This window comes from Blautia sp. BCRC 81119, from assembly GCF_003184505.1.
GTDB lineage: Bacteria > Bacillota > Clostridia > Lachnospirales > Lachnospiraceae > Blautia_A > Blautia_A fusiformis.
In genome coordinates this window covers 1-23,458 of record NZ_QJHD01000038.1, presented here as the reverse complement: position 1 = coordinate 23,458, position 23,458 = coordinate 1, and the positions used below count along the sequence as shown (strand labels likewise).

Here is a 23,458-nt window from a genome sequence, read left to right as displayed (position 1 = left end):
GGAAATTCCTGTCTTAAAATTCTGGACGTATAGCCTTTAAATGACTTTACAGCTTTGTGGATGCCAAACTGAGGATCTACTTCCAAAAGCATATGAACATGGTCTGGCATGATCTCCATCTCCAGAATGTCTACAGAAAGATTTGCAGCATACTCTGTGAGCAGCTCCTTCAGCCGGACGTCCACACCGTTAATTAATACTTTTCGTCTATACTTTGGACACCATACTACATGGTATTTACAGGAATAGACGACATTGTTGTTTGATTTATATGTTGTGTTCATATTTGTATTATACTATGGTTTATCAGTTAATACAATTACTATTTTGTCCATCTTCAATTACTTGCATAAATTACGATCAGAGTAATCACTACCGTAATAACAATACTGTTTAAAAGAAACGGATAAAATTAAAGTGTGCGTTCATATTGATGTAGTTATCAATGATGAATTTCTGCGGAAGGAGATGATGCTCCAGAGCCATGATCTCCTGATTTTCCTTAAAGGATGAAGCTTCTGATCCGCCAGCACTGGCAAAGCTCCGGGATTTCCGTTACAAACCCTCCCGATACACGCTGTTGATCGTAGCCTGGGCGTGCTCCAGCTCTTTCTTCCGGACGATGGCTTCCCTATCACTTAAGATCGCCAGCATCTCATCGATCACATCCTCCACTCTGGGACTTGTCACCCTGTATAAATACCCCAGCATCCGTGTAGCTGTGTAATCGGTATTCATATGTTTATAGGCGATTTCCCGGCACAGCTCATCGGGATAGCCCTTATCCTGAAGCGCTCTGTAAAGCTCATCTGTTCTTGTATCTGCCATATCCTCCTGAGATTCCTTTCCTGTTTTTATTATAATTTCGCCAAGCGGATATTCGCGATCCGCTTTCGCTGGTTCCATCCATATTCAGTACAATAAATCGAACATTTCCCTTTCACTCTGCTATATGATCACAAACACGACCGCTTCACGATTTATCATCCTCATCCATGCCAGTTTCTTTACCAGCCTTATATATCCCCCGGATCCCCAGGATCAATGTCACGAAAATCCCTGTGATCAGTATCCACACCGGCCACATAGGTGCCGTTCCCAGATTCCCGCTGATCCCGGCATCAAGACATACTCCAATGGATAACAGCTTGATCACAGACATCATTTTTGACGCGATCTCAAAGATATGCTCTCTGTTTTCCTCTGTCACCTCAACCGGATAATTCCACCACTGTGGAAATCTCTGACAGAACATCAGAAGTGCCAAGATCAGCAGCCCCAAAATCGGCTCCAGAAGAAGGCTGCCCTTCTTCCCATACCGGTCCGGGATCCCATGCGCATTAAAATGGATCGGCACCCTCTCCGGCAGATTTCCCCAGGTGGCCACAAGATACACCACGTACCCAAGGATCATCAGAAAGCAGAGCACATCTGTAATATTCCGCAGTTTTTTCTCAGACATTATCCATCCCCCTTTCATTGCAGAATAAACCCGTCTGTAAATCGAATACTCTCTTTTCTGTATTTTACACACAAATTACCTGCTTGTAAAAGTATTTTGCAAAAAATTACCTTACATAACAATATCTGTTAAGCACTAACGATTGCATACGAAATTTTTATATGATAAAATAGACATGTTGTCCAAAAACATATTTAAGAAAGGGAAAGAAATATGTTAGAAAAAATCTTCAAGCTGTCCGCAAACAAAACGGACGCCAAAACTGAGGTTCTGGCAGGTATCACCACCTTCATGACAATGGCCTATATCCTGGCAGTTAACCCGAACATCCTGTCCGCAACCGGCATGGATTCCGGAGCTGTATTCACAGCTACCGCACTGGCAGCCTTCCTGGGAACGCTGCTGATGGCAATCTTCGCCAACTACCCGTTCGCACTGGCACCCGGAATGGGTCTGAACGCATACTTTGCCTATACAGTTGTCATCGGTATGGGATACAGCTGGCAGTATGCACTGACCGCAGTTTTTGCAGAAGGTATCGTATTTATCGTTCTTTCACTTACCAATGTACGTGAAGCAATCTTCAACGCGATCCCTCTGAACCTGAAATCCGCAGTCAGCGTTGGTATCGGTCTTTTCATCGCATTTGTAGGATTACAGAATGCCAATATCGTGATCGGCGGCTCCACTCTGCTGCAGCTTTTCTCTGTAGATGGCTACAACGCAGCCAAGGGTGTGGAGGCTTCCTTCAACAACGTTGGGATCACCGTTATCCTGGCTCTGATCGGTATCATCGTAACTGGAATCCTGGTTGTTAAGAATGTAAAGGGAAACATCCTCTGGGGTATCCTGATCACATGGGGACTTGGAATCATCTGTCAGTTCGCCGGACTTTATGTTCCGAACCCGGAGATCGGCTTCTACAGCCTGCTCCCGGATTTCAGCAACGGACTCTCTATCCCGAGTCTTGCTCCGATCTTTGCGAAGCTGCAGTTTGACGGAGTTTTCTCACTGGATTTCCTTGTTATCCTGTTTGCATTTTTATTTGTAGATCTTTTTGATACTCTTGGAACTCTCGTTGGTGTCTCTTCTAAAGCAGGCATGCTGGATGAAAATGGCAAGCTTCCTAACATCAAGGGCGCACTTCTTGCAGATGCAGTTGCAACAACTGCCGGTGCAGTTCTTGGTACATCCACAACCACTACCTTCGTAGAAAGTGCTTCCGGTGTATCCGAAGGCGGAAGAACCGGACTTACCGCAGTGACAACTGCCATCTTATTTGGCCTGTCCCTGTTCCTGTCTCCGATCTTCCTGGCAATCCCGTCCTTTGCCACAGCTCCGGCTCTGGTGATCGTCGGTCTGTACATGCTCAGCAATGTTATCAGCATTGATTTCAGCGATATGTCCGAGGCGATCCCATGTTATGTATGTATCATCGCAATGCCGTTCTTCTACAGCATTTCCGAAGGTATCTCCATGGGAATTATCACATACGTAGCCATCAACCTGATCACAGGTAAGGCAAAAGAAAAGAAGATCAGCGCTCTGATGTATGTACTGGCAGTGCTGTTTATCCTGAAATATATTTTCCTGTAAAATATGGCAAAAAAATTCCCGGGAGTTTTGTCCCGGGAGTTTTTTTATTCCAGCAAAATATTCTTATTTCTTCGGCTGATACCGCATATTCGATACATTATAAACCGTGATAAACGCTTTCGGGTCCTCCTGGTTTATAAACTTCATCAGCTTCTGATATTCACCTTTATCTACGATGGTGATGATCTCACGGCGTTTTTCCATGTTATAGGCTCCGATGGCCTCATAGATCGTGGCTCCGCTGTGCAGGTCATGAATGATAAACTGCCTCAGCTCCTCTTCCTTTTTCGTGATGATGCAGACACGCCGCTTGATATTATTGTCAAAAATAAAATGATCCAGAACGATTCCGTTAAAATACGTTCCCAGAATACTTAAGACCACCGTCTTTTTATCATACACAAGCGCCGCGGAAAGTGCCACGCACATACCGGAAAGAGACATGGCTTTTCCAAGTTCCATGTGGAGATACTTATTCATGATCTTCGCCACGATATCCAGTCCGCCTGAGGATGCATTCCGGTTAAAAAGAATGCTAAGTCCCACACTCACTACCAGAATATAACACAGAACATCCAGTTCCTGGCTGTCTGTCATGGAACCGAAATTCGGAAAAATAATCTCAAAAAGTCCCAGAAACAACGGTAGCATCACACTGGTATAAACAGTCTTAACTCCAAACTCTCTTCCACAGGTAAAAAATCCAATGATCAGCAATACCACATTCAGGATCATGGTAATCGCCGACAGCTGCAGCGGCACAAAATTGGAAAGCACGATTCCAAGACCGGAAATACTGCTGACCGACGTATGGCTTGGCACCAGGAAAAAATATACCGCCGCTGCGATGATCGCCACTGCTACGGTGAGGATCACGGTTTCCTTAACGATATCCGCATAATTCAGTTTCTTTTTCATGATTTCAGATACTCTTCCCATTCTTTTTCTTTAGCGCCCACCAGCACCTTGTCTTTCCCAACAAGGATTGGTCGTTTCACAAGCATCCCGTCTGTTGCAAGAAGCGCAAGCTGCTCTTCCTCACTCATCTCCGGAAGTTTATCTTTCAGTTTCATCTCTTTATAAATATTTCCACTGGTATTGAAAAAACGCTTCAGCGGAAGACCGCTTTTTTCCCACCAGGCTTTCAGTTCCTCTGCAGTTGGATTGTCCGTCTTAATATCACGCAACGTATATTCTGCGCCACTCTCATCCAGCCATTTCTGAGCCTTTTTGCAGGTACTGCATTTTGGATAGCATACAAATAACATCTTATGTCCCCCTGTTCTTCGGCAGTAAATACGTAAATTCACTGCTGTCTTTTTTTTTGCCTACAGCACAGAATTTTTATAGAACTTTTTCACTGTACTGTCCAGGTTTTATTTTAACATAGACGATGCGGTATTTCTATCCTCTTGTTCCGACCATATCAGCTTCGATTCCTGTTTCATCTCATCCACAATTTTCTCCGCTGCATCCAGATCTCCCTTTGCTTCCAGCTCTGTTAATTCCAGGCTCTTCTTTCCGGCCTCCGCACTCATATAATAAACCTCTGTTACCGTTTCCGGGGTGCTGTCGTCTTCCGGTGATACTTCCTCTGTCTTTTTGGAAAAATCCTGAAGCAGCATGTCATCGCCTTTTAGTTCCAGAGTTCCTGCATATGGCGCGTCAATGGCGTAGACAAACTCTGTTTTTCCATCTTCCGTGTACTGTACTTTCATTCGGTTGATGAGATTATTGGAAGAATACAAACTGTTATTTTTTACGTACATTCCGCTGTTTTCCAGGGTCATGTATTTTTCGTTGAAATACCAGTGGTCGTAGCCTGCTGCCGCAGCGATGAGTGTCAGGATAACTGCCACTGCTGCTGTCAGCACTCTGCGTATTATTAATTTTTTCCGGATTTTTTTCAGCGCGGCTGCGCTTCCGATATTCTCCGTTTCACCAGCTCTGCGTTGTGCTCCGGAGGCTGCAGATGGTCTTATTTGAGCCTGCTCTTTTCCCTGCTCCTCTTTCATAATCTCCAACATTTTTCTGCATTCCTGACAGGTTCCCATATGTTCTTCCACCAGCGCCCGACTGTCTTCGCTTAATATCCCATCTATATAAGATGGCATCAGATCCTGTATTACGTCACATGTGATCTTCATATTCCAGCTCCTCTCTGATCTTTACTCTTGCACGGTAATAAGTCACCCGCGCCCAGTTTTCACTTTTTCCAAAAAGCATTCCAATCTCACGGAAGGTCAGCTCTCCGAAGGTCCGCAGGGAAAAAACTTCTTTGTACGGTTCCGAAAGTCTATGCAGAACCTTGTGGATTTCCATAGCCTGGCTCCGCTGCGCCAGCTTTTCCTCCAGAAGCTCTCCGCCAGCGCTTTCTGCTTTTTCCAGCTTCTCATCCCCGAGAAGTTGCTTCTTCTGTTTTTTCAGATGATCGTACAACGTATTCTTTGCGATCTGGCAGAGCCACACCCGCACATCACAGTCTCCGCGGAACTGATCTGCTTTTTTCAGCGCTTTAAAAAATGTCTCCTGTGTCACTTCCTCAGCCAGCGCTCCATCCTGTGAGATAGAACGGATATACCGATATACAATGTCAAAATATGTCCGGTAAAGTTCCTCTATGTTCATCGGTTTTTCTCTTTCCTCCCTTCTCACTTATAAGACGCACTGATCTCAAAAACGTTACAGAAAATCTTTCAAAATTTCGTCCGATATTTTTATTCCGGCGTTTCTTTTAGCACAAACGAAATGCCCGGTATAAAAATACCGGGCACAGCATTATCAGAATTTTCTTCTGACCTCCTCTTACACTCTGCTGCATACCTTCACATCGTTCCATGCTTTTCATAATATTTCTTTTTTTCCGCATACATAAGATCATCTGCTCTTCTCAGCATTGTCTCAAGCTCCGAAGAGCTTTCCTCCCAGACAACACCAACAGAAACACTGATCCTTTTGGCAGCAATGCTGTCACAGATATCCCGAACCTTACTCCGAAAAATCTTCTCATCCATATCAAAACAGATGAGTACAAATTCATCGCCACCTACCCGGTAAGCATTTTCCGGCAGAATCGCAAGCATGGAACGCGCTGTATTTATGATCAGCCTGTCTCCGGCCTCATGTCCGTAAAGATCATTCACCCGTTTCAGACCATTGATATCAATATATGCTACGCCTGTTTTTATCACTGTTTTTGCCTGCATGCCTTCCAAAACCTGAATATACCTGTTCCTGTTATACAAGGTCGTCAGCATATCACGGTAGCTCATGTACTGCAGACACGCCTTACGCTCCTTGGCTTTCAGGCTGTCCGTTAAAAAGTACTGTATGGATGACAGCAGCGTATGATCCTCATAATGCAGTCTCGGATTATCTACCCCGAGAAATCCTATGATCTTTCCGTCACTGTTTAAAGGAACGGCCAGCAGCCTGGTAATGTCCTGCATCTTCAGAGTCTCATAATACGGCTGCCCCTGCTCCTCCTCAATATCCGGAATATAATACAGGCCATTTTTCCGAAAGCTGTCCATCCAGATATCCAGCATTTCCATGGGAACCTCCTGAAGATTATCCTTCTCAGCAGTCACTCCGTTCATGGCATACTCATAGGTATTTGTACAAACATTCCTCTTTTCATCGATCTGAACAATATAACTGCGATCTCCGTCAAAATACCCACTGATAATACGCAGCAGATTGGAGATCGCCGCATCTTCATCTTCTCCTGATATCAGCTCAGCAATGCATTTATTCAGTATCGTTGCGATCTCAAGTCTTTCCTTTATCTTGCCCTCTCTGCTTATCAGCTGATACATTTCCTGATTCAGCTCCGTCATCGTCACGATAAACATAATGATCATGGAAATACCAACAGAAAAATCGATCAGCGACATTCCATACCTGAATGCCTGCACAGCTGCCGCCACTGCCGGAAGTACAATGCATGACAGCATAGAGAACAGGAGCTTCCTGCTGACTCTCTTTTTGTACTGGAGCAGAAGCGTAAGATCAATGAGCAAGCCTGCTGCCGGAAGAAGAATTGACATAATATATAACGGTGCCCGATGGTAATAATTATCCACATCTATGTAATAATACCAGTGAGTAAACTGCGAGATCACCACAAAAACAGCCCCTGCGGCAGCAATAACATATCCGGCTTTTACTCTTTTTAATGTTCTCCGCTCCCTCTTCGAAAACAGATAAACACACACATAAATGTGAAAACACAGCAGGACTACGTCACTTAAAAGGAATACGAGAAAACTCGAAATACGGACCATCACACTGCCCGGAACTCCGGGATATCCGCTGAAAATATGCGCCATGGCATCCATCAGCAATAACATGGAAGCAAAACTCTCCATCAGGATAAGATACCGACGCTTTTCCCTGTCATAATTACTGCTCAGAAATATACATATTGCAGCTATGGCACAAAATACACATCCCCATATAAGTATCGCTACCTGCAGTACTTTTTCATCCAGCATAAAAAACACTCCTCACATTCGTCACTTACAATAAGTATTACACTTTACCGTGTAAAAGTCAACCTTCCAAAAAAATCCCGGAGTACATTGTCATACTCCAGGATTTTGTCGTCAGCCGGATAAAAGCAACCGCATTCGCTACATAATTCTACACCAGATAACTGCTTCGCAGTTGATTCAGTTAAAGCTCTTCCCCGCAGGATTCAATCACTTTTTTGTACCAGTAAAAAGAATCTTTGCGGATTCTGGAAAAGTCTCCGGTCCCGTCATCATTTTTATTTACATAGATAAGACCATAACGCTTCTTGAATTCTCCGGTGGAGGCACTGACAAGATCTGTACAGCCCCAGCAGGTGTAGCCGATCAGATCTACTCCGTCATGGATTGCTTCCTTCATCTGCTCTATATGGCGGCGCATATATTCAATACGGTAATCATCGTGAATCTTTCCATCCTCTGTCAGCTGATCCACCGCCCCAAGACCATTTTCCACGATCATGATCGGAATCTGATAGCGGTCATAAATCTGGTTCAGAACATAGCGAAGACCAGTTGCATCGATCTGCCAGCCCCAGTCGGAAGCTTTCAGATATGGATTTTTCAGATTGTCACTTCCATTTCCGGCCGTTTTCTCTCCGTCTTTTGTCACGCTGACACAGCTACTGGAATAATAGCTGATGGTGAAAAAGTCCACCGTACCCTTCTTGAGGATCTCTTTATCCTCCTGAAGAACCTCCAGCTGGATTCCGTGCTCCTCAAAGTATCTCGCTGCAAATCCCGGATAATATCCTCTTACATGAACATCACCGGCAATGGAATTGTGGATCTGCCCAAACTGCTGTGCATATAAGATATCATCCGGATGGCAAGTATATGGATAACCATTGTGATAAGCAAGCATACAGCCAAGCATAAACTCCGGATCGATCTCATGAGCCATGGAAACTGCAAGTGCACTTGCTACCAGCTGGTGATGCATTGCCTGATAACGGCTCTGCTCACATACATCCTTCGGGTCCAGCATTCCTGCACAGAATACCGCACCAAAGTCCTGCGTCAGCATATTGATCTCATTAAAAGTCAGCCAGTATTTTACCTTACCTTTATATCTCTCAAATAAAACCTTTGCAAATCGAAGATAGAAATCGATCATCTTACGATTTTTCCATCCGCCATACTCCAGAGAAAGATGAAGGGGATTCTCATAATGAGAGATCGTTATCAGCGGCTCAATGTTATATTTTCTCAGTTCGTCGATCACATTGTCGTAGAACTTAAGGCCTTCCTCATTTGGAGTTTCCTCATCCCCATTTGGGAACACTCTGGACCAAGAAATAGAAAAACGATATACCTTAAATCCCATCTCTGCAAAAAGAGCAATATCCTCTTTCCAGTGATGATAAAAATCAGTCGCCTGGTGATTGGGATAAAATTCTTCCGGTAACGGTGCCGGCGGTGTAAGACGACGTTCCTTATCCACACTTCCTCCTGTCAGGATATCTGCAATGGACGGGCCTCTGCCATCCTCATCCCAACCGCCTTCATACTGGTTTGCAGCGGTTGCTCCGCCCCAGAGAAAGTTTTCCGGCATACGGTTATAATTTTTCATATTTTAATTTTCTCCTTTTTACAAACATCAGGCGGATCTGTTATCTCCGCCTGATGTTTCGTTGTTATTCTTATACAATAGTCAGGAATTTATCTCCTGCATTTACAGCTGCATCTTCTTTTTCCATGCATACTGCTTTGATATAATCAGAAATATTGGTCACAACAACCGGTGTGATCAGATCATATCCTTCTTTCTTAATGGCATCCATATCGAATTCCACAAGAAGCTTTCCTTTTTTTACCTTATCTCCCTCAGAAACATGGGATTTAAAATATTTACCATTTAAATTTACAGTATCAAGTCCGATGTGGATCAGAATTTCTGCTCCACTTTCTGTCACAAACATGATTCCATGTTTGCTGTCCATGATATTTGCCACCGTACCATCTGCCGGTGCATAAACCTTTCCTTCTGATGGAACGATTGCTGCTCCGTCACCTAAAACCTTATCCGCAAAAGTTTTATCCGGAACATCGGAAAGTGCTTTTACAGTTCCTGCTACCGGTGCACAAAGCTCGATCTTATCTACAAGCGGAGCGTTCTGCTGTGCCGGCTGTTTTTCTGTATCTGTGTTCTGTACTTCATCCTCTGTCTCAGCCTTTACATCCTCAAATCCGAAGATAAGCGTAAGAACAAAAGCAGCTACAAAAGATACCACGATCATAATGATTCCATAAATCAGATTGATTAATCCCTTCTCGCCGATAAACGCCGGGATCGCCATGATACAATTCTGTGCAATGTAAAGAGAAACCTGAAGAAGTCCTCCTACGATACCACCGATTCCGGCTGCGATAGAAGCTGCTACAACCGGTCTTTTCAGTTTCAGTGTAACACCATACAGAGCAGGCTCTGTGATACCCATAAGAGCGGAAACACCGGCTGCACTCGCCAGCTGTTTCATGTTGCTGTCCTTGGATCTTACAGCTACTGCAAGAGAAGCTCCGGACTGTGCAAGGTTAGAGCATACCTGAGATACAAAAATCAGTGTATCGGTACCACCGGTTGCAATGGCATTCAGTCCGATCGGTGTCAGCGCATGGTGCATACCGGTCATAACGATGAACGGGAAGGTTGCTGCAAGGATACCTACAATAATGAAACCAAGTTTTACGGACAGGAAGTTGATGGCTACCGCAAGTCCGTTACCAATAATTGTTCCGAGCGGTCCAACTACGATCAGGGCGATCGGTGCACTGATCAGAATTACCAGTGTCGGGTTCAGGATCAGTTTTACCATTTTCGGTGTGATCTTATCAACCAGAATCTCAATATAATGTGTGATCCATACCATCAGGATAACCGGAATAACGGAATAAGAATAAGTTGCTTTTGTGATCGGCAGACCAAACAGTGTGATGGCCGCATCACCGGCTACCATAGTTACAAAGGTAGGGCTTAAGTAAACACCGGCAATAAACAGCGCCAGTGACTGGTTCACGCGGAAAACCTTGGCAGCATTTGCTGCGATCAGGAACGGCATGAAGTAGAAAGTAACATCTCCGATAAAACTGATCACCTGGTAGGTACTGCTTGTTTCTGATACCAGATGAAAAGTTGTCAGCAGAGTAAGTACAACTTTGATCATACCGGCTGCAGTCAGGGCAGGGATCATCGGGGTCATACATCCGGTGATGGCATCGATAACTTTTGAAACAACACTCTTTGAGCTGTCAGAGTTCGCTGCCGGTGCATCATCGGTAGGAACACCTTTGTCCTCCAATGCCTTGTAAACAGCGTTCACTTCATTTCCTGCAATAACCTGGAACTGATCTTCATGCCAGTTAACGCCGGAGATCTCAGAAAGCTTTAAGATCTCTTTCTCGTTGATCTTCGATCTGTCTTTCACATAGAAACGAAGCCTTGTCATGCAGTGGAACAGACGGGTGATATTATCTTTTCCGCCCAGCGCTGCAATCAGTGTGTCTGCAGTTTTTGCATAGTCCTTTTTCATTTGGGGACCTCCTTTAATAATAAATATTGAAATTTATATTAAAGGTCTTGCCTGAAAAGATACGCACATGGCACGTATTTCAGTAACAATCCATTAACACCTAATTTATAAAACAATCTCTTTTCACAGATTTTTCAGACGTTTATGGTCTTCTGTGATCTTCTGGATATGAATCGTCAGATACAGCATTTCATCCTCAGTCATAGCGTATTTATATTCCTCTTCCATCATAAGATAGATCATTTTTACACAGCCGTAAGCTTCTCTGTACTGCTCCTTGATGATCTTGAAAAGCTCCTGATTCTCATCATAGTGAAGCTCTTTATGAAGGAATCTCTGGGCAAAATATTTCAGATGCGTGAGAAACCGCTGATAATACAGATTATCCTCCTGAAATTCCATATTGTCATAATACTTCTCCACGATGTCCAGGATCTGATGTACGATAATGGAAATCTGATAGCTGTCCGTCTTGCCGCCATCTTCCGCATTCACAAAATGCAATGCAAAAAATCCTGCTTCATCTGCAGAAAGATCTACCTCGAACATCTCATTTACCTTTTTCAGTAATTCCAAGCCGATCTCATATTCCTTATGATAAAGCTGCTTGATATCCAGAAGCAGCATATTCTGAAGGCGGATCCCGTTTTCAAGTCTGGAGATCGCACCCATGATATGGTCGCTAAGGGAAAAATAAATACTGTCATTTAATTTCATCCCCTCTTTTTCCTTCACAGCATTTACAAAAGCTTCCACAAAATCCAGATATTTTTCCGGAATAGCAGTCAGATAACCCTGTATCTCCTTGCTGATCTGGGCATTTTCCGCAGTAAAGATCTTCTCGATCTTGGACTCCTCCACTTGCTGTCCTTTCTTTTTCTGAAAGGCAATTCCGCAGCCCTTTACAATAACTTCATGTCCCTGTCCATCCCTGGACAGTATCAGATTATTATTCAAAATCTTATGGATAACCATAGTCCTGTTCCCCCGATGCCAAACAAATAAAAAAAGACCATTACAGTATATAGAAAACCTATTCCTATACTACTATAAGGTCTTGCCTGACGATAAATAAATATTTCAGTAACAATCCTTCTGATTCGTAACTATTTAATAACTGTACGTAATGGTATCAGAAAAAATATATGTTGTCTATCTGGAATATTTAATAAAATATTTATAATATTTTTGTGAACTTTGACAAAATCCCCTGATGATCCTGCCATACGGATCAACGGGGGATTTTCTGTTCAGCTTTTTATTCTTCAAATCTCTTTTCCCTTTGTCGCAACGACATGTACAACAAACGGTACAAACAATGTAATAAACGCCGCATATCCAAGGTATGCATATCCCTTCTTAACAACTGTCATCAGACCGAACTGTGCGATGGCAAATGCCAGGAATGTAAAAATCGCTGTGAAAACTGCATTTCTTCCAAGGTGTCCCTGCGCTTTTTTCGCCGGGCTGTCCATACGACGCTCCACTGCATTTACGCAGCGGGTCACAATACCGGAGATCATATTTACTGCTGTGGAGATAGCTCCAAGAATGATCAGCAGAGAAATGATCGGTGTCAGGATACCGGCGCCTACACCGTTCTGGACCAGTACCAGCATCGGTACCGATGCAGATGCCAGTTCACTTACATATGCAATGGCAAGAAGTCCGAGGATGGAAAGCTCCATTGCACAGAAGTTGCATACAAACATCCAGATCGCTGCTTTGTTGATCTGTTTTTCGTCCGTTACATCCTCCATGTGCTGGTACATAACAGAAACAGATGCCAGCTGGAAGAAGAAATAAAGGACTGCTGAATAGAGAGCCGGTCCAAAGGCTCCGCTCTCGGAGGAAAGTACAGTCATTTCTCCGGAGGACATAGTGTGGATGGAAGCTGTGATATCTCCCCACTGTGCAATGATATTCGGAACAAGTACCAGTACAAGACCGATGATGATCAGCACACTTAATGTAGAAGCACATTTTCTTACGACATTGGTTCCGAAAAGCGCAATCACAAAGATAAATGCTGCAATGATTAGTGTACAGAGCCAGTATGGGATCCCGAACAGTGTCTGCAGTGTGGAACCGCCAGTTGCAAAGGCTGCTGCTGATGCAGTTCCGATCATGATCAGGTAACAGATCTCATAGAGATTGGACATAACCGGTTTCGTTTTTCCGTAAAGACTGTCGGAAAAGCTTCTGTAATCGTAGGTTTTGTGTTTATAAGCATAGCGCATTCCATACCAGAAAAACAGTGCATACAATCCCTGTGTCACTGCCGGCAGGATCAGACACCAGATACCGTAGTTGATAAAGTACTGATAGATCTGCGCTCCTGATGCGAATCCGCCTCCGAACTGTGTGGTAAATGCGACGAACGCAAGTCCCATAGCCAGAGGCATTTTACTTTGTAATGATTTATTCTGACTCATCTCTCTTTCCCCCATTTTTTATTTATTATATTCGATGACTTTTCCCGGATTCAGGATCAGTTTATCATCGAAAGCCAGTTTGATGGCTTTATAAAGAGCGATCATTCTCGGTCCCGCAAATTCTTCCAGAAATTCCAGACGTCCGTTTCCGATGCCATGCTCACCGGAAAGCTGTCCGCCCAGTTCCTTGGACAGTGCATACAGCTCTACCAGACTTGCGTGAGTGGCTTCCTTCCACTCCTGGTCACTCATTTCCGGTCCACGGAGCATCTCTGTATGAATGTTTCCGTCTCCGCAATGTCCGCAGGGCTCTACACGGATGCCATGTGCACTTGCGATCTTTTTGGCTGCTTTTACATACTCTGCGATCCTTGCACGCGGAACAACTACGTCACACTCCTCCTGTGCGACAGAATCTGCTTTCATTCCTTCCAGGATCCCGCCTCTGACACTCCATACGGCTCCGGCACGCTCCGGCGTTCCTGCGATACAGCAGTCCAGGGCTCCGTTTGCCAGGGCTGCTTCCGCTGCTGCCTCTACTGCGCTGTCAAGTTCCTGTTTACTGGAAGCATCATACATAACGATCAGCACTGCTTCTCCCTGTTTTACTGGGAACATTTTGTTCAGATTGCGTTCTACGATATCGATCAGTTCTCTTTCCAGAAACTCGATGGCTGTTGGCACAAACGGCAGCTCCAGAACCTTCGGGACCATGTCTGCACATTCCTCAAGACTCCTGAACGGCATTACAAGGGTACAGGTGCAGGTCGGTGCGGGAAGAAGCTTCAGCGTTACCTGAGTCAGGATACATAAGGTTCCCTCTGAGCCGATCACCAGATCTTTTACATCATATCCCGTTGTGTTCTTCACAACGTTGGATGAAAAATTCATGATGGAACCATCCGGCATAACTGCCTCGATACAACGGACGAAATCCCTGGTCAGTCCATATCGTACCGCTTTCATGCCACCGGCATTTGTGATAACATTGCCGCCGATGGAAGCTGTTTTTTCCCCTGGATCAGGCGGGTAAAAAAGTCCGCCTGCCGCTGCTGCCGCCTGGATATCAATGAGTAGTGCTCCCGGCTCCGCTGTGATGGTCTGGTTCTTTCTGTCGATCGGAAAGATCTTGTTCATGCGCATCACAGAAAGCATGATTCCACCATATTTACAGGTTGCTCCGCCTGCAAGTCCGGTTCCTGCGCCACGGCATACCACCGGGATATTTTCTTTATATGCGTAAGCCATGATGGCTGAGATCTCTTCTTTATTTAAAACCTCCACATAAAGCTCCGGAGGAAAAACTCCGTACTCCGGCATCTCATCACGATAATATTCTTTTGCGATCTCATCGCCGACCCATACACGATCTGAAGCAGTCACAGAACGGATGTAGTCAAAATCTTCTGAAGTCATTTTTTTATAGGGATATGCCATGACTTAATCCTCCTTCCGATTCTTTATCAGCTCTGTCAGCTCCGGTACAACCTGGTACAGATCGTCCACGATGCAGTAATCTGCAACATTAAAGATCTGTGCCTCCGGATCATTGTTGATCGCTACGATACAGTCAGATCCTGTCATGCAGGAGGTAAACTGGATGGCACCGGATACGCCGCAGGTGATGATCAGCTTCGGACGGACAGTTCTTCCGGAAAGTCCGATCTGATGTGCAACATCTCCGAATCCGTTTTCTACCATAGGGCGGGTGAAGGCAAGCTGTCCGCCAAGGACATCTGCCAGTTCCCGGCACATTTCCACATCTTTTTCATTCCGGACACCACGGCCTGCTACTACCAGAACATCCTCTTCCTCAAGGCTCTTTACCTTATCAATGACCCTGGATGACAGAATCTTGATCCTGGAATCTGCCATTTTTTCATTTACCGGACATACAACCACCTGACCGTGAGGATTTTTTACTTTTTCTGCCTTGTCCATAACCTTATAACGGACCGTGGCAAACTGTGGCCGTGATTTGGTGATGCCGATCTGAGCCATGATATTTCCGCCAAAAGCCGGTCTGATCTGGATCATATCGGTGTTGGAACGGATATCCAATGTAGTACAGTCTGCAGTCAGTCCCGTATGGAATCTGGTGGAAAGCCTCGGCGCAAGGGAACGTCCCAACGCAGTAGCTCCGATCAGCACAGAGCTTGGCTTGTTTGCTGCGATACAGTCTGCAACTGCATCTGTGTAACAATCTGCACGGAAACCTTCAAAGCCTTCATGCTCATATACGTACACATTGTCTACGCCATATGGAAGAAGCTTTTCCGCATTTTCCTTTGTTCCTTTTCCTCCGACGATCACACAGTTAACCTGATAACCGACTTTAACCGCCATCTTTCTCGCTTCCCCGATCAGCTCAAAGGTAACCGGATGGATCTCTCCTCTCTCCTGCTCCACATAGATAAGAAAGTTTTTCCATTTATCCTTGTCAAAGGATTTTGCCTTCTGCTCAAACCGGATGGCTTTCTCCGGGCAGTTACGAACGCAAAGCCCACACATACGACAGGCATCGCCTACAACAATTCCATTTCCCTCTATGGTGAGGGCCCCAAAAGGACATTTCTCCACGCATACTCCGCAGAGTACGCATTTGTTTATATCAAATTTTAAAAATTCCATGTTCCGCTTCCCCCTATATGATCTTCTTTCCGGTCAGGAGAGCAACAAGCTTGTCTGCCTTTTCCTTTGCAGTTCCTTCCAGATAAACCTGTTTTTCACTTTCCTCCGGCGCAAACATTTTTTCCACAGAGGTGGGGGAACCGATCAGTCCGTAACGGCTCAGATCCTGATCCGGCATATCTTCAAAGCTTAAGATCCGTACCGGACGGTCTGCAGTTGCCTTCTTTAATAAATAGGATGGCAGACGTGGCACGCAGGTATCCTTGTCAATGGTTAAAAGACATGGATACGGGATCTCGGAAACCTGAGAAACACTGACAAGATCCTGACGGACCTGAATGCTTTTTTCATTAACGTCCATGATCTCAGCTACCCATGCAGCATGTGGGATGGTCAGATGCTCTGCAATGGCCGGACCAACCTGGGCTGTGTCACCATCTGTGGTCTGTCTTCCGCAGATGATCAGATCTGCACCGCCGATCACCTGGATTCCCTGTGCTAACGCATAAGAGGTTGCCAGAACATCCGCTCCCGCAAATTTTCGGTCTGAAAGGATCACGCCCTCATCAGCACCCATGGTATAAGCATCCCGGATCATCTCTTCCGCCTGAGGCGGTCCCATAGTAAGAACGGTTACAGTTCCGCCTGTTTTTTCCCGGATCGCAAGGGCTGTTTCCAGTGCAAACAGATCATATGGATTAGTCCTTGTCTCACCGGACATTCGTTTCATGGCACCGGTTTCCGGATCGATATCAACCTTGGAAGTTACCGGTACCTGCTTCATACATACAACGATCTTCATTTTCTATCTTCTTTCCTGTATTTTCACTTTTATTTTTTGCTTTAAAACGTTAAACAACTGTATAAGTATAGCATTAACGTGGTATAAAGTCGAGAGGGTTTTGGTAAATTCTGCACAAAAAAGCATTGAAAAAACTTTTAAGCATGCTATAATTACTCTCCGTTATCAAATAAAGCAGACATATGAATCTTTACAATATCACATCGATCAAGGAGCATATATGTAATGGAAGACATCCGTGCAATCTACAGAATTTTCAACAATCTAAAATATGAAATGGAAAATAATGGATGGGTCTATCAGTGGCATTTAGGCGATGAACCTATAAAAGTAACTCATAAATTTAACCCTCCTGTAACACCTGAAGAATTTCAGCTGTTTGAAAAATATTTTCCCAATATGAAACTTCCTGCCTCATACAAAGCTTTTTTATCCTGCTCAAATGGCATGGAACTTTTTTGCGGAGAGGAAGGCAGTTCTTTAGTCAGCTGTACCATTTATTCTTTAAAAAGAGCGCTCAAAGAAAAGGAATCTTGGAATAGTACGCCTATTTTATCTGATCCGGAGTTTACATATCATCTTCCTGTTCTTTGCTTACAGGACATCGGCGATATAACCATGGATCTTCAGGCTGTATCAGAAGGCAGAGACGATTACCTATGCTATCCGGCTCCAGATACTGATCGTTTTAATATCCCTTTTAATGAATGGCTGGAAAGATATATCGTATGCCAGGGGCATGAATTCTGGTATTTCTTGAATCCATAAAACAGAAATTTTATGAATATTTTTCGTAAAAATACCCCGGAAGCCTTACGGTTCCGGGGTATCTTACGTTTGGACACAATGTACCTTGCGGTACTCAATATATATTAAATTAGGATGTTATACTAATTAACGGTTACTCGATAACTGTAGCAACACGTCCTGATCCTACAGTACGTCCACCCTCGCGATACTTTAATCCCGTTTTACCTCATATTTTTTATGGTTTTCTATCCAAAATACAGTGAAAAACGGCTGATTTGCACCATCTATTTTTATTTGCCTGATTTCTTGGCACCGTTTTGGCACCGGAATCCCTGGTCGAAAAGATTCTTTTCTACAGTTGCCCTACTCTCATCTGTCAACTTCATATTGCGCCGACAGTTTCAGGCGGTTATAATCAGAATATGGGTGCTACCATAACGGTAGGCGGTTAGTCCTTCAACAGAGGGTTGCAGAGTGCCACTGGCACTCGTTTAGCAACGACCGAACGGAGTGTAGACCTGTGACCTTCTGATTACATAGAAACCCAAAAGGGAATCCACTGGAAAGAAGAACTAAGCCAATGAGTATTGTTGACTTCATAGCAGTAGTGAGCTTCGGCCTAACCTGCTTTTGTATCGGATATACATTAGGCAAGGATAATCATAAACCACAAAAATAACCGCCCAGTCTGCAAACTAAGCGGTTATTTTTGATAGATATTCTAAATAGTAAAACGGACTAACCGTCTATCGGTAGCACTCTTTTTTCTATAAGCATATTATCACGCATCTGTAAGAATGTCAAAAAGTTCTTTTTCATAGTATGTAATACGAATTTGAAAATACTTATAAGCCGAAAAAATACACCAGTACCAGCTTGATCACAGCAGCTCCACCAAAGGCAACAACTGCAGTTACAACTAATTGCATAGGTTTTGGGAAATTTTCGAACACAAAAACTTTCCTACTCTTGCTCCGCACCTTGCTTAAAGATCCTGTCGTAAATGCTGCTATCATTATGACTGACACAGATACCAAGGTCTCACAATAGCCGGCAAGCTTTCCTAACACATCATTATACATATATGCACCTGTTTCATGCAGAATCCAGTATAGAACCAATGCACAAACTCCCATGACACTTTGGAGCTTCATTTCCTTAAAAATCTTCTCTTTCTCTGTAGTTGCATAATCTGACATTGTTTTAGCAATTTTTCTTTCTTCTTCGTTCATCATCTCGCTTTTCCTTTCTCCACTGATAATCTCAGGAATGCTGATATCATAATAATCTGCAATATCCACAAGAATACTGATATCCGGCATATTGTTTCCGGTTTCCCATCTGGATACGGTCCTTCCAGAGACATTTAATATTTCTGCCAACTGCTCCTGTGTAATGCCTTTTTCTTTGCGAAGTTTTTTTAAAAAATTCCCGATTTTTACTTGGTCCACCTCAACTCCTCCTTTCATCATCAAATATAGAATCTGTTATCTGCAAATAACACGACACAAAGCGAGAAATGTCGTATTTTCACTAATAGACACAGTTGTCTATGCGTTTTTCATTTTTTCAATTATACAAACTGGAATTTGGCTATTTCGTTGCAACAATACTTATCCAATGATTTTTTGCATTTGAATACGTTTTGATCTCTGTAAAACCCGCTTCTTTCAAAGCGGCAACAAGTTGTTTAGATGTGTAAATCTTCATACCATTGATCATCTTTGTCCATTTTTCATCTGCGGCATTCGTTCCGTCACTCTCGTTACAAATCAGGAATATGCCTTCGCTTTTCAGCACACGGTTGACCTCGGAAAAGCATTTTACTAATCCTGGCCAAAAGTAAACTGTTTCGAAGGCAGAAACATAATCAAAAGTCGCGTCAGAAAAGGGTATAGCAGATACATCTCCTTGAACTACATTACATTTCCCTTGTTTAATGGCGAGGGCGTTCAATTTTTGAGATTTTGCCACACTAACCTCAGAATAATCCATTCCTGTCACGTGGCCATTTCTACATCTATCAAGCCAGACCGCAATATTTGCTCCGCCGCCACAGCCGACGTCAAGAACTTCAGCATCAGACTTCGTGGAGATATTTGAGAATCCCCATTGCGATAATTTGGCGTGACCGCTGTTCATCATCTTCGTCATCAATTTTCCGCCGAAGCCTTGTGGCTTACGGGTATTTTCAAAAAATCTCATTACAGAATTCCTCCTCCACAAATACCGGTTTTCTTAATTCGACAAACCGGTATTGCTCAATCGTTTTTCTCCGTTAGGAGAATATACAATCCATAAATAAAAAGAACAAGGAATAAAACCGTAGGAATCAATAATCCATTTTCTAAAATACTTATAATCATTCTTCCAGGTGGCGTTACCCATGCAGTTGCTGGATTTTGCATTGCCGCTATTATCATTCCTACAATACCAACAACACTACTTAATGTTAAAAAACCACCTTTTATATTTCTACTCATAATCATTACCTCCTCGTTAAATACCGATTTATCTCTTACATTTTATCATATTCTATCCCAAAACTCTATTCTTAGATTGCCAAAGAGCAGCCTTCCGACTGCTCTTTCTGGCTCCCCAGGCAAGTCTTTCGTGAATACTTCCTGTTGGCATTTGCTCCATTTGTCGCTTTTCTTCTAATGCCTTCTGCTCCTGTATATCCTGTTGTACCGCATCATCTACAGCATTTTCTCCAAGAACACGCACTACCCGGTCATATCTATCAGAAACATCCTGCAATTGTTGTTTTTCATCAAATAACTGCTCTTTTTCTTCACGCACTGCATCTAACTCTCTTTGTATTTGGTTATATGCTTGCTTTGTTTTCTGATATTTGTGTTTCCATTTTTCTACTTCTTCGGCAAGTTCTTTAACCTGTGCAGCCATCGCAGCAATTTTATTTTTCACCTGAGTAAACAGTGGTTTTATTTTCTTATCCCGGTAGGTTGTTGCACGTTCCAATGCACCAGCTTCTGGAAGTAGAGTTTTCACTGTTCCATATTCCTTTATTTCTTTGCTGACATTATCCATTACCGGCTGTAACCGTTCTCTGCGTTCTTCCAGGCTATGCAGATCTTTCTCGGCTTTTTCCGCACACTTCTCAGCTTCCTCTTTATCTTTAACTGCCTGCTCCTTGTCATCTTTTAAAAGCTGGATATTGTGGTAACAATCCGTCTGAAACTGCAATATCATCGTGATCCGGAACGTGCTGAACAGATCAAACAGATCAAAGGCTGGTAAAAAAATTACTCCTGTGAATAGCAAACATTCGCAGGAGTTTTTTTGGCACCGTTTTGGCACCGCTGGTCTTATTTTTCAATTTTAAATTTATCTTTACTTAGTCTTATTGATAAATTTCCTTTAATCTCCGCATTGAAAATTCATAGATGATTTTACTTTCCACCCAACAGAAAAACCCCGGAAACCTTACGGTTCCGGGGTATCTTACGTTTGGACACAATGTACCTTGCGGTACTCAATATATATTAAATTAGGATGTTATACTAATTAACGATTACTCGATGATTGTAGCAACACGTCCTGATCCTACAGTACGTCCACCTTCACGATATCAGACCGGTGTATTGCGGTGTGCAAATGGTGATTTTTCGTGTGATTTGTGGAGTGAAATCCGGATTTTCCGTTTTGTCCGTGTGGTTTTTTGGAATTTTGTTATCATGGTGTTATCATGGCATTCCTCTCTCTTCTCGCAAATCAACTACAAGATCTCTTAATTCTTCTAAACTTGACTCTAAGCAACTATAATCATCGCCATATTCCAACAGCGAAACATTATATGTATCTTTCCAATGTTTAATTAATTGTGGTTTGTTTCCTTTTTTATCAATCATATAATGTGGACATGAAGAATTCGCTGTATTATGTAAAAATTGCAAAAGTAAATTAATATCTGGATCGTTTAAACTATATCCCAAAAACACTACTGTATGCGTAAGAAATAAAGCTGTCATCAAATGATAAAACTCCGGATATTTTTCCTGAGCTTGATAATATTGTTTTGCTGTAAATATTAACTTTTCCGTATCATCTATGCTTCCATGTGCCTTTATAATAATATTTTCTGGTGCTTTTATACTTCCTATAATAGAACGAGTATTTGTATAATCAAATGTTATATATTCTGGCTCATGGCATAATCCCTCATACAGTTTATCAAAATTAGTTGTGACAACAATTTTACTATCCAAATCTTTTATAAGTTCATGTACTCTAGATGGCTTATACCTTCCTCTTAAATATTGATTTTTTAAATAATTACTATATTCTCCCGAATCACATAAGTCCGAGATTGCCTGCAGTGCTAATAAATAATTCTGTTTTTTTAACATATCTTCAACAAATTTTTTATCATCGTCGGAAGGATTCTTCATCTTCGATTTTACATTATCAAGAAATGCTCCCCATGTATCTGGAGATTCACCTACATCATTTTTTGCCGTTGCAGAAATACCGGATCCTAAAAATATCAAACATCGTCTATATGCAAGTTCTTCTACTAAATTATCTGGCCAAATATCACTCATTTCATTATTCTCCTACGTTTTTTATAAAATTTTCTGCAAGTGTATTTAAATATTTTTTATAATTCTCCACGCTACTCGTCTGATTTCCTCTTACGCCTGTTGCATAGGATAATTCAAAAATAGGTGTATTCGCAGTCTGTGATAACGGAATTATGCTATAAACGTATGGTACATCTCCCAATTTTAATTCTTCACTTTCAATTCCTTCTTTAACAAATTTTCCCAATGCTTTCTCTATTTCCGCATGAAAGCTATTAATAACTTTTTCATAAGCCTGTGTTGGTCTTTCTCCATTTTTAAACTTCCGTTTTGAATACTGTTGTATTGAGTATCCGATGTATCGTGTTGTTTTACTTATATCAGTATTGATTGAATATTTATCAAAAAATTTGCGACTTTCTTCTTCTCCAAATTTGTTAACAAAAGTCTTTATTGCTGCTTCATATAAATTCATCCATCTTTCTATCCAATCTCCAATATTAGATATTCCTAGTAAACTAAATATATCCGATGCCATAGGTGTTAAAAAATAATCTGAATTTAATAATGCACTCCTATTCAAAGCACCTAACGATGGACCAACGTCGATCAATATGTAATCAAATATCGTGTTCTCTTTTTTTAGTTGATTAAGCCAATTTAACTTCCTAATGGCACCTTTGTCACCTGACAGTGTTTCAGACCAACTTTTGCTCATTGTATCATCAATTATCGATAATTTAGGATGTCCCGGGATCAACGATATTTTAAAATTGTTTTGTCCTTCACTAACCGGAATATCGATATTGTTAAAATTGGCATCTCCTTCTTCCATATCACGAAAATAGTCATATATTGTTTTTCTTACATTATGATTATCTGGATCATAAAATTCTAGCCAAGTTTCCTCCGGCAAAATTGCCTGTGTTGAATTTGACTGAGGATCCAAATCAACTACTAATACCTTTTTTCCTCTATATATTGATAAATAACTAGCCAAATTAATAATTGTAGTTGTTTTACCCACTCCACCTTTATTATTGAAAAATGTTATTACCTATAAATGAGCAAATTTGAAAAATTGCACAAAACTACACTGCGAATTTCATAAATGAATCAAAATCATTGCTTTCCTTTGCGCATTGAAAAAGATAACGATACTTTTCCAGCTGAATG

At 42.5% G+C, this 23,458-nt stretch carries 23 protein-coding genes; 2 read left to right on the top strand and 21 right to left on the bottom strand.

From position 1 onward, the window contains the following. From tnpA to DMI82_RS18125, 3 genes are all read right to left on the bottom strand, one after another. The coding region (gene tnpA, locus DMI82_RS18140; protein ID WP_110104166.1) for an IS200/IS605 family transposase at window positions 1-284 on the bottom strand (284 nt) is incomplete at its 3' end. A gap of 271 nt (window positions 285-555) precedes the next feature. Then, entirely contained in the window at window positions 556-828 is a 273-nt protein-coding gene (locus DMI82_RS18130) for a hypothetical protein (protein ID WP_059086966.1), read from the bottom strand. 145 nt (window positions 829-973) lie between these two features. Further along, on the bottom strand, window positions 974-1,462 hold the full coding sequence (locus tag DMI82_RS18125) for a DUF1648 domain-containing protein (RefSeq protein ID WP_158526517.1): 489 nt from the start codon (window positions 1,460-1,462) through the stop codon (window positions 974-976). A 213-nt stretch (window positions 1,463-1,675) separates the two neighbouring features. Here DMI82_RS18125 and DMI82_RS18120 point away from each other — a divergent pair, with 213 nt between their 5' ends. Continuing rightward, entirely contained in the window at window positions 1,676-3,058 is a 1,383-nt protein-coding gene (locus DMI82_RS18120) for an NCS2 family permease (RefSeq protein ID WP_015526334.1), read from the top strand. A gap of 63 nt (window positions 3,059-3,121) precedes the next feature. Here DMI82_RS18120 and DMI82_RS18115 read toward each other — a convergent pair whose 3' ends face one another. From DMI82_RS18115 to DMI82_RS18060, 12 genes are all read right to left on the bottom strand, one after another. After that, complete coding sequence (locus DMI82_RS18115) at window positions 3,122-3,976, bottom strand: YitT family protein (protein WP_015526335.1); 855 nt, start codon at window positions 3,974-3,976, stop codon at window positions 3,122-3,124. After that, window positions 3,973-4,326 (bottom strand): arsenate reductase family protein, encoded by a 354-nt coding sequence (locus DMI82_RS18110; RefSeq protein WP_015526336.1) that lies wholly within the window; start codon window positions 4,324-4,326, stop codon window positions 3,973-3,975. The genes DMI82_RS18115 and DMI82_RS18110 overlap by 4 nt, the downstream gene beginning before the upstream one ends. Window positions 4,327-4,434: 108 nt before the next feature. After that, window positions 4,435-5,205: a zf-HC2 domain-containing protein gene (locus DMI82_RS18105; protein WP_110104164.1), complete on the bottom strand. Its 771-nt coding sequence runs from the start codon at window positions 5,203-5,205 to the stop codon at window positions 4,435-4,437. Next, complete coding sequence (locus tag DMI82_RS18100) at window positions 5,189-5,686, bottom strand: RNA polymerase sigma factor (RefSeq protein ID WP_110104163.1); 498 nt, start codon at window positions 5,684-5,686, stop codon at window positions 5,189-5,191. Before DMI82_RS18100 ends, DMI82_RS18105 begins: the two co-directional genes overlap by 17 nt. A gap of 197 nt (window positions 5,687-5,883) precedes the next feature. Continuing rightward, window positions 5,884-7,554: a sensor domain-containing diguanylate cyclase gene (locus tag DMI82_RS18095; RefSeq protein ID WP_110104162.1), complete on the bottom strand. Its 1,671-nt coding sequence runs from the start codon at window positions 7,552-7,554 to the stop codon at window positions 5,884-5,886. 181 nt (window positions 7,555-7,735) lie between these two features. Then, window positions 7,736-9,163: a glycoside hydrolase family 1 protein gene (locus DMI82_RS18090; RefSeq protein ID WP_059086639.1), complete on the bottom strand. Its 1,428-nt coding sequence runs from the start codon at window positions 9,161-9,163 to the stop codon at window positions 7,736-7,738. Window positions 9,164-9,233: 70 nt separating this feature from the next. After that, complete coding sequence (locus DMI82_RS18085) at window positions 9,234-11,120, bottom strand: beta-glucoside-specific PTS transporter subunit IIABC (protein WP_110104161.1); 1,887 nt, start codon at window positions 11,118-11,120, stop codon at window positions 9,234-9,236. A gap of 123 nt (window positions 11,121-11,243) precedes the next feature. Further along, window positions 11,244-12,095: a BglG family transcription antiterminator LicT gene (gene licT / locus DMI82_RS18080; RefSeq protein WP_110104160.1), complete on the bottom strand. Its 852-nt coding sequence runs from the start codon at window positions 12,093-12,095 to the stop codon at window positions 11,244-11,246. 290 nt (window positions 12,096-12,385) lie between these two features. Then, entirely contained in the window at window positions 12,386-13,555 is a 1,170-nt protein-coding gene (locus DMI82_RS18075; protein ID WP_059086636.1) for a YkvI family membrane protein, read from the bottom strand. A gap of 18 nt (window positions 13,556-13,573) precedes the next feature. Continuing rightward, the gene (locus DMI82_RS18070; RefSeq protein ID WP_021976221.1) at window positions 13,574-14,992 is read right to left on the bottom strand and encodes an FAD-binding oxidoreductase; all 1,419 of its coding nucleotides are present in this window, start codon (window positions 14,990-14,992) and stop codon (window positions 13,574-13,576) included. 3 nt (window positions 14,993-14,995) lie between these two features. Beyond that, on the bottom strand, window positions 14,996-16,186 hold the full coding sequence (locus DMI82_RS18065) for an electron transfer flavoprotein subunit alpha (RefSeq protein ID WP_110104159.1): 1,191 nt from the start codon (window positions 16,184-16,186) through the stop codon (window positions 14,996-14,998). 13 nt (window positions 16,187-16,199) lie between these two features. Beyond that, window positions 16,200-16,988 carry an electron transfer flavoprotein subunit beta/FixA family protein gene (locus DMI82_RS18060; RefSeq protein WP_110104158.1) on the bottom strand — a complete coding sequence of 263 codons (789 nt, stop codon included), beginning with the start codon at window positions 16,986-16,988 and terminating at the stop codon, window positions 16,200-16,202. 225 nt (window positions 16,989-17,213) lie between these two features. Here DMI82_RS18060 and DMI82_RS18055 point away from each other — a divergent pair, with 225 nt between their 5' ends. After that, window positions 17,214-17,756 (top strand): SMI1/KNR4 family protein, encoded by a 543-nt coding sequence (locus tag DMI82_RS18055; protein WP_015526348.1) that lies wholly within the window; start codon window positions 17,214-17,216, stop codon window positions 17,754-17,756. Window positions 17,757-18,583: 827 nt separating this feature from the next. Here DMI82_RS18055 and DMI82_RS18050 read toward each other — a convergent pair. The 6 genes from DMI82_RS18050 to DMI82_RS18025 all read right to left on the bottom strand — a co-directional run bounded on the left by DMI82_RS18050 (window position 18,584) and on the right by DMI82_RS18025 (window position 23,309). After that, window positions 18,584-19,189, bottom strand: coding sequence for a helix-turn-helix domain-containing protein (locus DMI82_RS18050; protein WP_227574254.1), 606 nt, complete (start codon window positions 19,187-19,189; stop codon window positions 18,584-18,586). A gap of 142 nt (window positions 19,190-19,331) precedes the next feature. Further along, entirely contained in the window at window positions 19,332-19,943 is a 612-nt protein-coding gene (locus tag DMI82_RS18045) for a class I SAM-dependent methyltransferase (RefSeq protein ID WP_021650335.1), read from the bottom strand. A gap of 56 nt (window positions 19,944-19,999) precedes the next feature. Next, the gene (locus DMI82_RS18040; RefSeq protein ID WP_044960621.1) at window positions 20,000-20,221 is read right to left on the bottom strand and encodes a hypothetical protein; all 222 of its coding nucleotides are present in this window, start codon (window positions 20,219-20,221) and stop codon (window positions 20,000-20,002) included. A gap of 52 nt (window positions 20,222-20,273) precedes the next feature. Beyond that, window positions 20,274-20,789: a hypothetical protein gene (locus DMI82_RS18035; protein ID WP_044960623.1), complete on the bottom strand. Its 516-nt coding sequence runs from the start codon at window positions 20,787-20,789 to the stop codon at window positions 20,274-20,276. 656 nt (window positions 20,790-21,445) lie between these two features. Next, on the bottom strand, window positions 21,446-22,303 hold the full coding sequence (locus tag DMI82_RS18030) for an SIR2 family protein (RefSeq protein ID WP_110104157.1): 858 nt from the start codon (window positions 22,301-22,303) through the stop codon (window positions 21,446-21,448). A gap of 4 nt (window positions 22,304-22,307) precedes the next feature. Next, window positions 22,308-23,309: a ParA family protein gene (locus tag DMI82_RS18025; protein ID WP_242981874.1), complete on the bottom strand. Its 1,002-nt coding sequence runs from the start codon at window positions 23,307-23,309 to the stop codon at window positions 22,308-22,310. Window positions 23,310-23,458 lie beyond the last annotated feature (149 nt).

Coding starts and splice junctions, on each gene's coding strand:
- DMI82_RS18035 (WP_044960623.1), bottom strand. CDS start 20,789: ATGGATAATGTCAGCAAAGAAATAAAGGAATATGGAACAGTGAAAACT.
- DMI82_RS18065 (WP_110104159.1), bottom strand. CDS start 16,186: ATGGAATTTTTAAAATTTGATATAAACAAATGCGTACTCTGCGGAGTA.
- DMI82_RS18070 (WP_021976221.1), bottom strand. CDS start 14,992: ATGGCATATCCCTATAAAAAAATGACTTCAGAAGATTTTGACTACATC.
- DMI82_RS18090 (WP_059086639.1), bottom strand. CDS start 9,163: ATGAAAAATTATAACCGTATGCCGGAAAACTTTCTCTGGGGCGGAGCA.
- DMI82_RS18120 (WP_015526334.1), top strand. CDS start 1,676: ATGTTAGAAAAAATCTTCAAGCTGTCCGCAAACAAAACGGACGCCAAA.
- DMI82_RS18030 (WP_110104157.1), bottom strand. CDS start 22,303: ATGAGTGATATTTGGCCAGATAATTTAGTAGAAGAACTTGCATATAGA.
- DMI82_RS18095 (WP_110104162.1), bottom strand. CDS start 7,554: ATGCTGGATGAAAAAGTACTGCAGGTAGCGATACTTATATGGGGATGT.
- DMI82_RS18085 (WP_110104161.1), bottom strand. CDS start 11,120: ATGAAAAAGGACTATGCAAAAACTGCAGACACACTGATTGCAGCGCTG.
- licT (WP_110104160.1), bottom strand. CDS start 12,095: ATGGTTATCCATAAGATTTTGAATAATAATCTGATACTGTCCAGGGAT.
- DMI82_RS18110 (WP_015526336.1), bottom strand. CDS start 4,326: ATGTTATTTGTATGCTATCCAAAATGCAGTACCTGCAAAAAGGCTCAG.
- DMI82_RS18125 (WP_158526517.1), bottom strand. CDS start 1,462: ATGTCTGAGAAAAAACTGCGGAATATTACAGATGTGCTCTGCTTTCTG.
- DMI82_RS18055 (WP_015526348.1), top strand. CDS start 17,214: ATGGAAGACATCCGTGCAATCTACAGAATTTTCAACAATCTAAAATAT.
- DMI82_RS18075 (WP_059086636.1), bottom strand. CDS start 13,555: ATGAGTCAGAATAAATCATTACAAAGTAAAATGCCTCTGGCTATGGGA.
- DMI82_RS18040 (WP_044960621.1), bottom strand. CDS start 20,221: ATGAGTAGAAATATAAAAGGTGGTTTTTTAACATTAAGTAGTGTTGTT.
- DMI82_RS18100 (WP_110104163.1), bottom strand. CDS start 5,686: ATGAACATAGAGGAACTTTACCGGACATATTTTGACATTGTATATCGG.
- DMI82_RS18115 (WP_015526335.1), bottom strand. CDS start 3,976: ATGAAAAAGAAACTGAATTATGCGGATATCGTTAAGGAAACCGTGATC.
- DMI82_RS18045 (WP_021650335.1), bottom strand. CDS start 19,943: ATGAGATTTTTTGAAAATACCCGTAAGCCACAAGGCTTCGGCGGAAAA.
- DMI82_RS18060 (WP_110104158.1), bottom strand. CDS start 16,988: ATGAAGATCGTTGTATGTATGAAGCAGGTACCGGTAACTTCCAAGGTT.
- DMI82_RS18130 (WP_059086966.1), bottom strand. CDS start 828: ATGGCAGATACAAGAACAGATGAGCTTTACAGAGCGCTTCAGGATAAG.
- DMI82_RS18105 (WP_110104164.1), bottom strand. CDS start 5,205: ATGAAGATCACATGTGACGTAATACAGGATCTGATGCCATCTTATATA.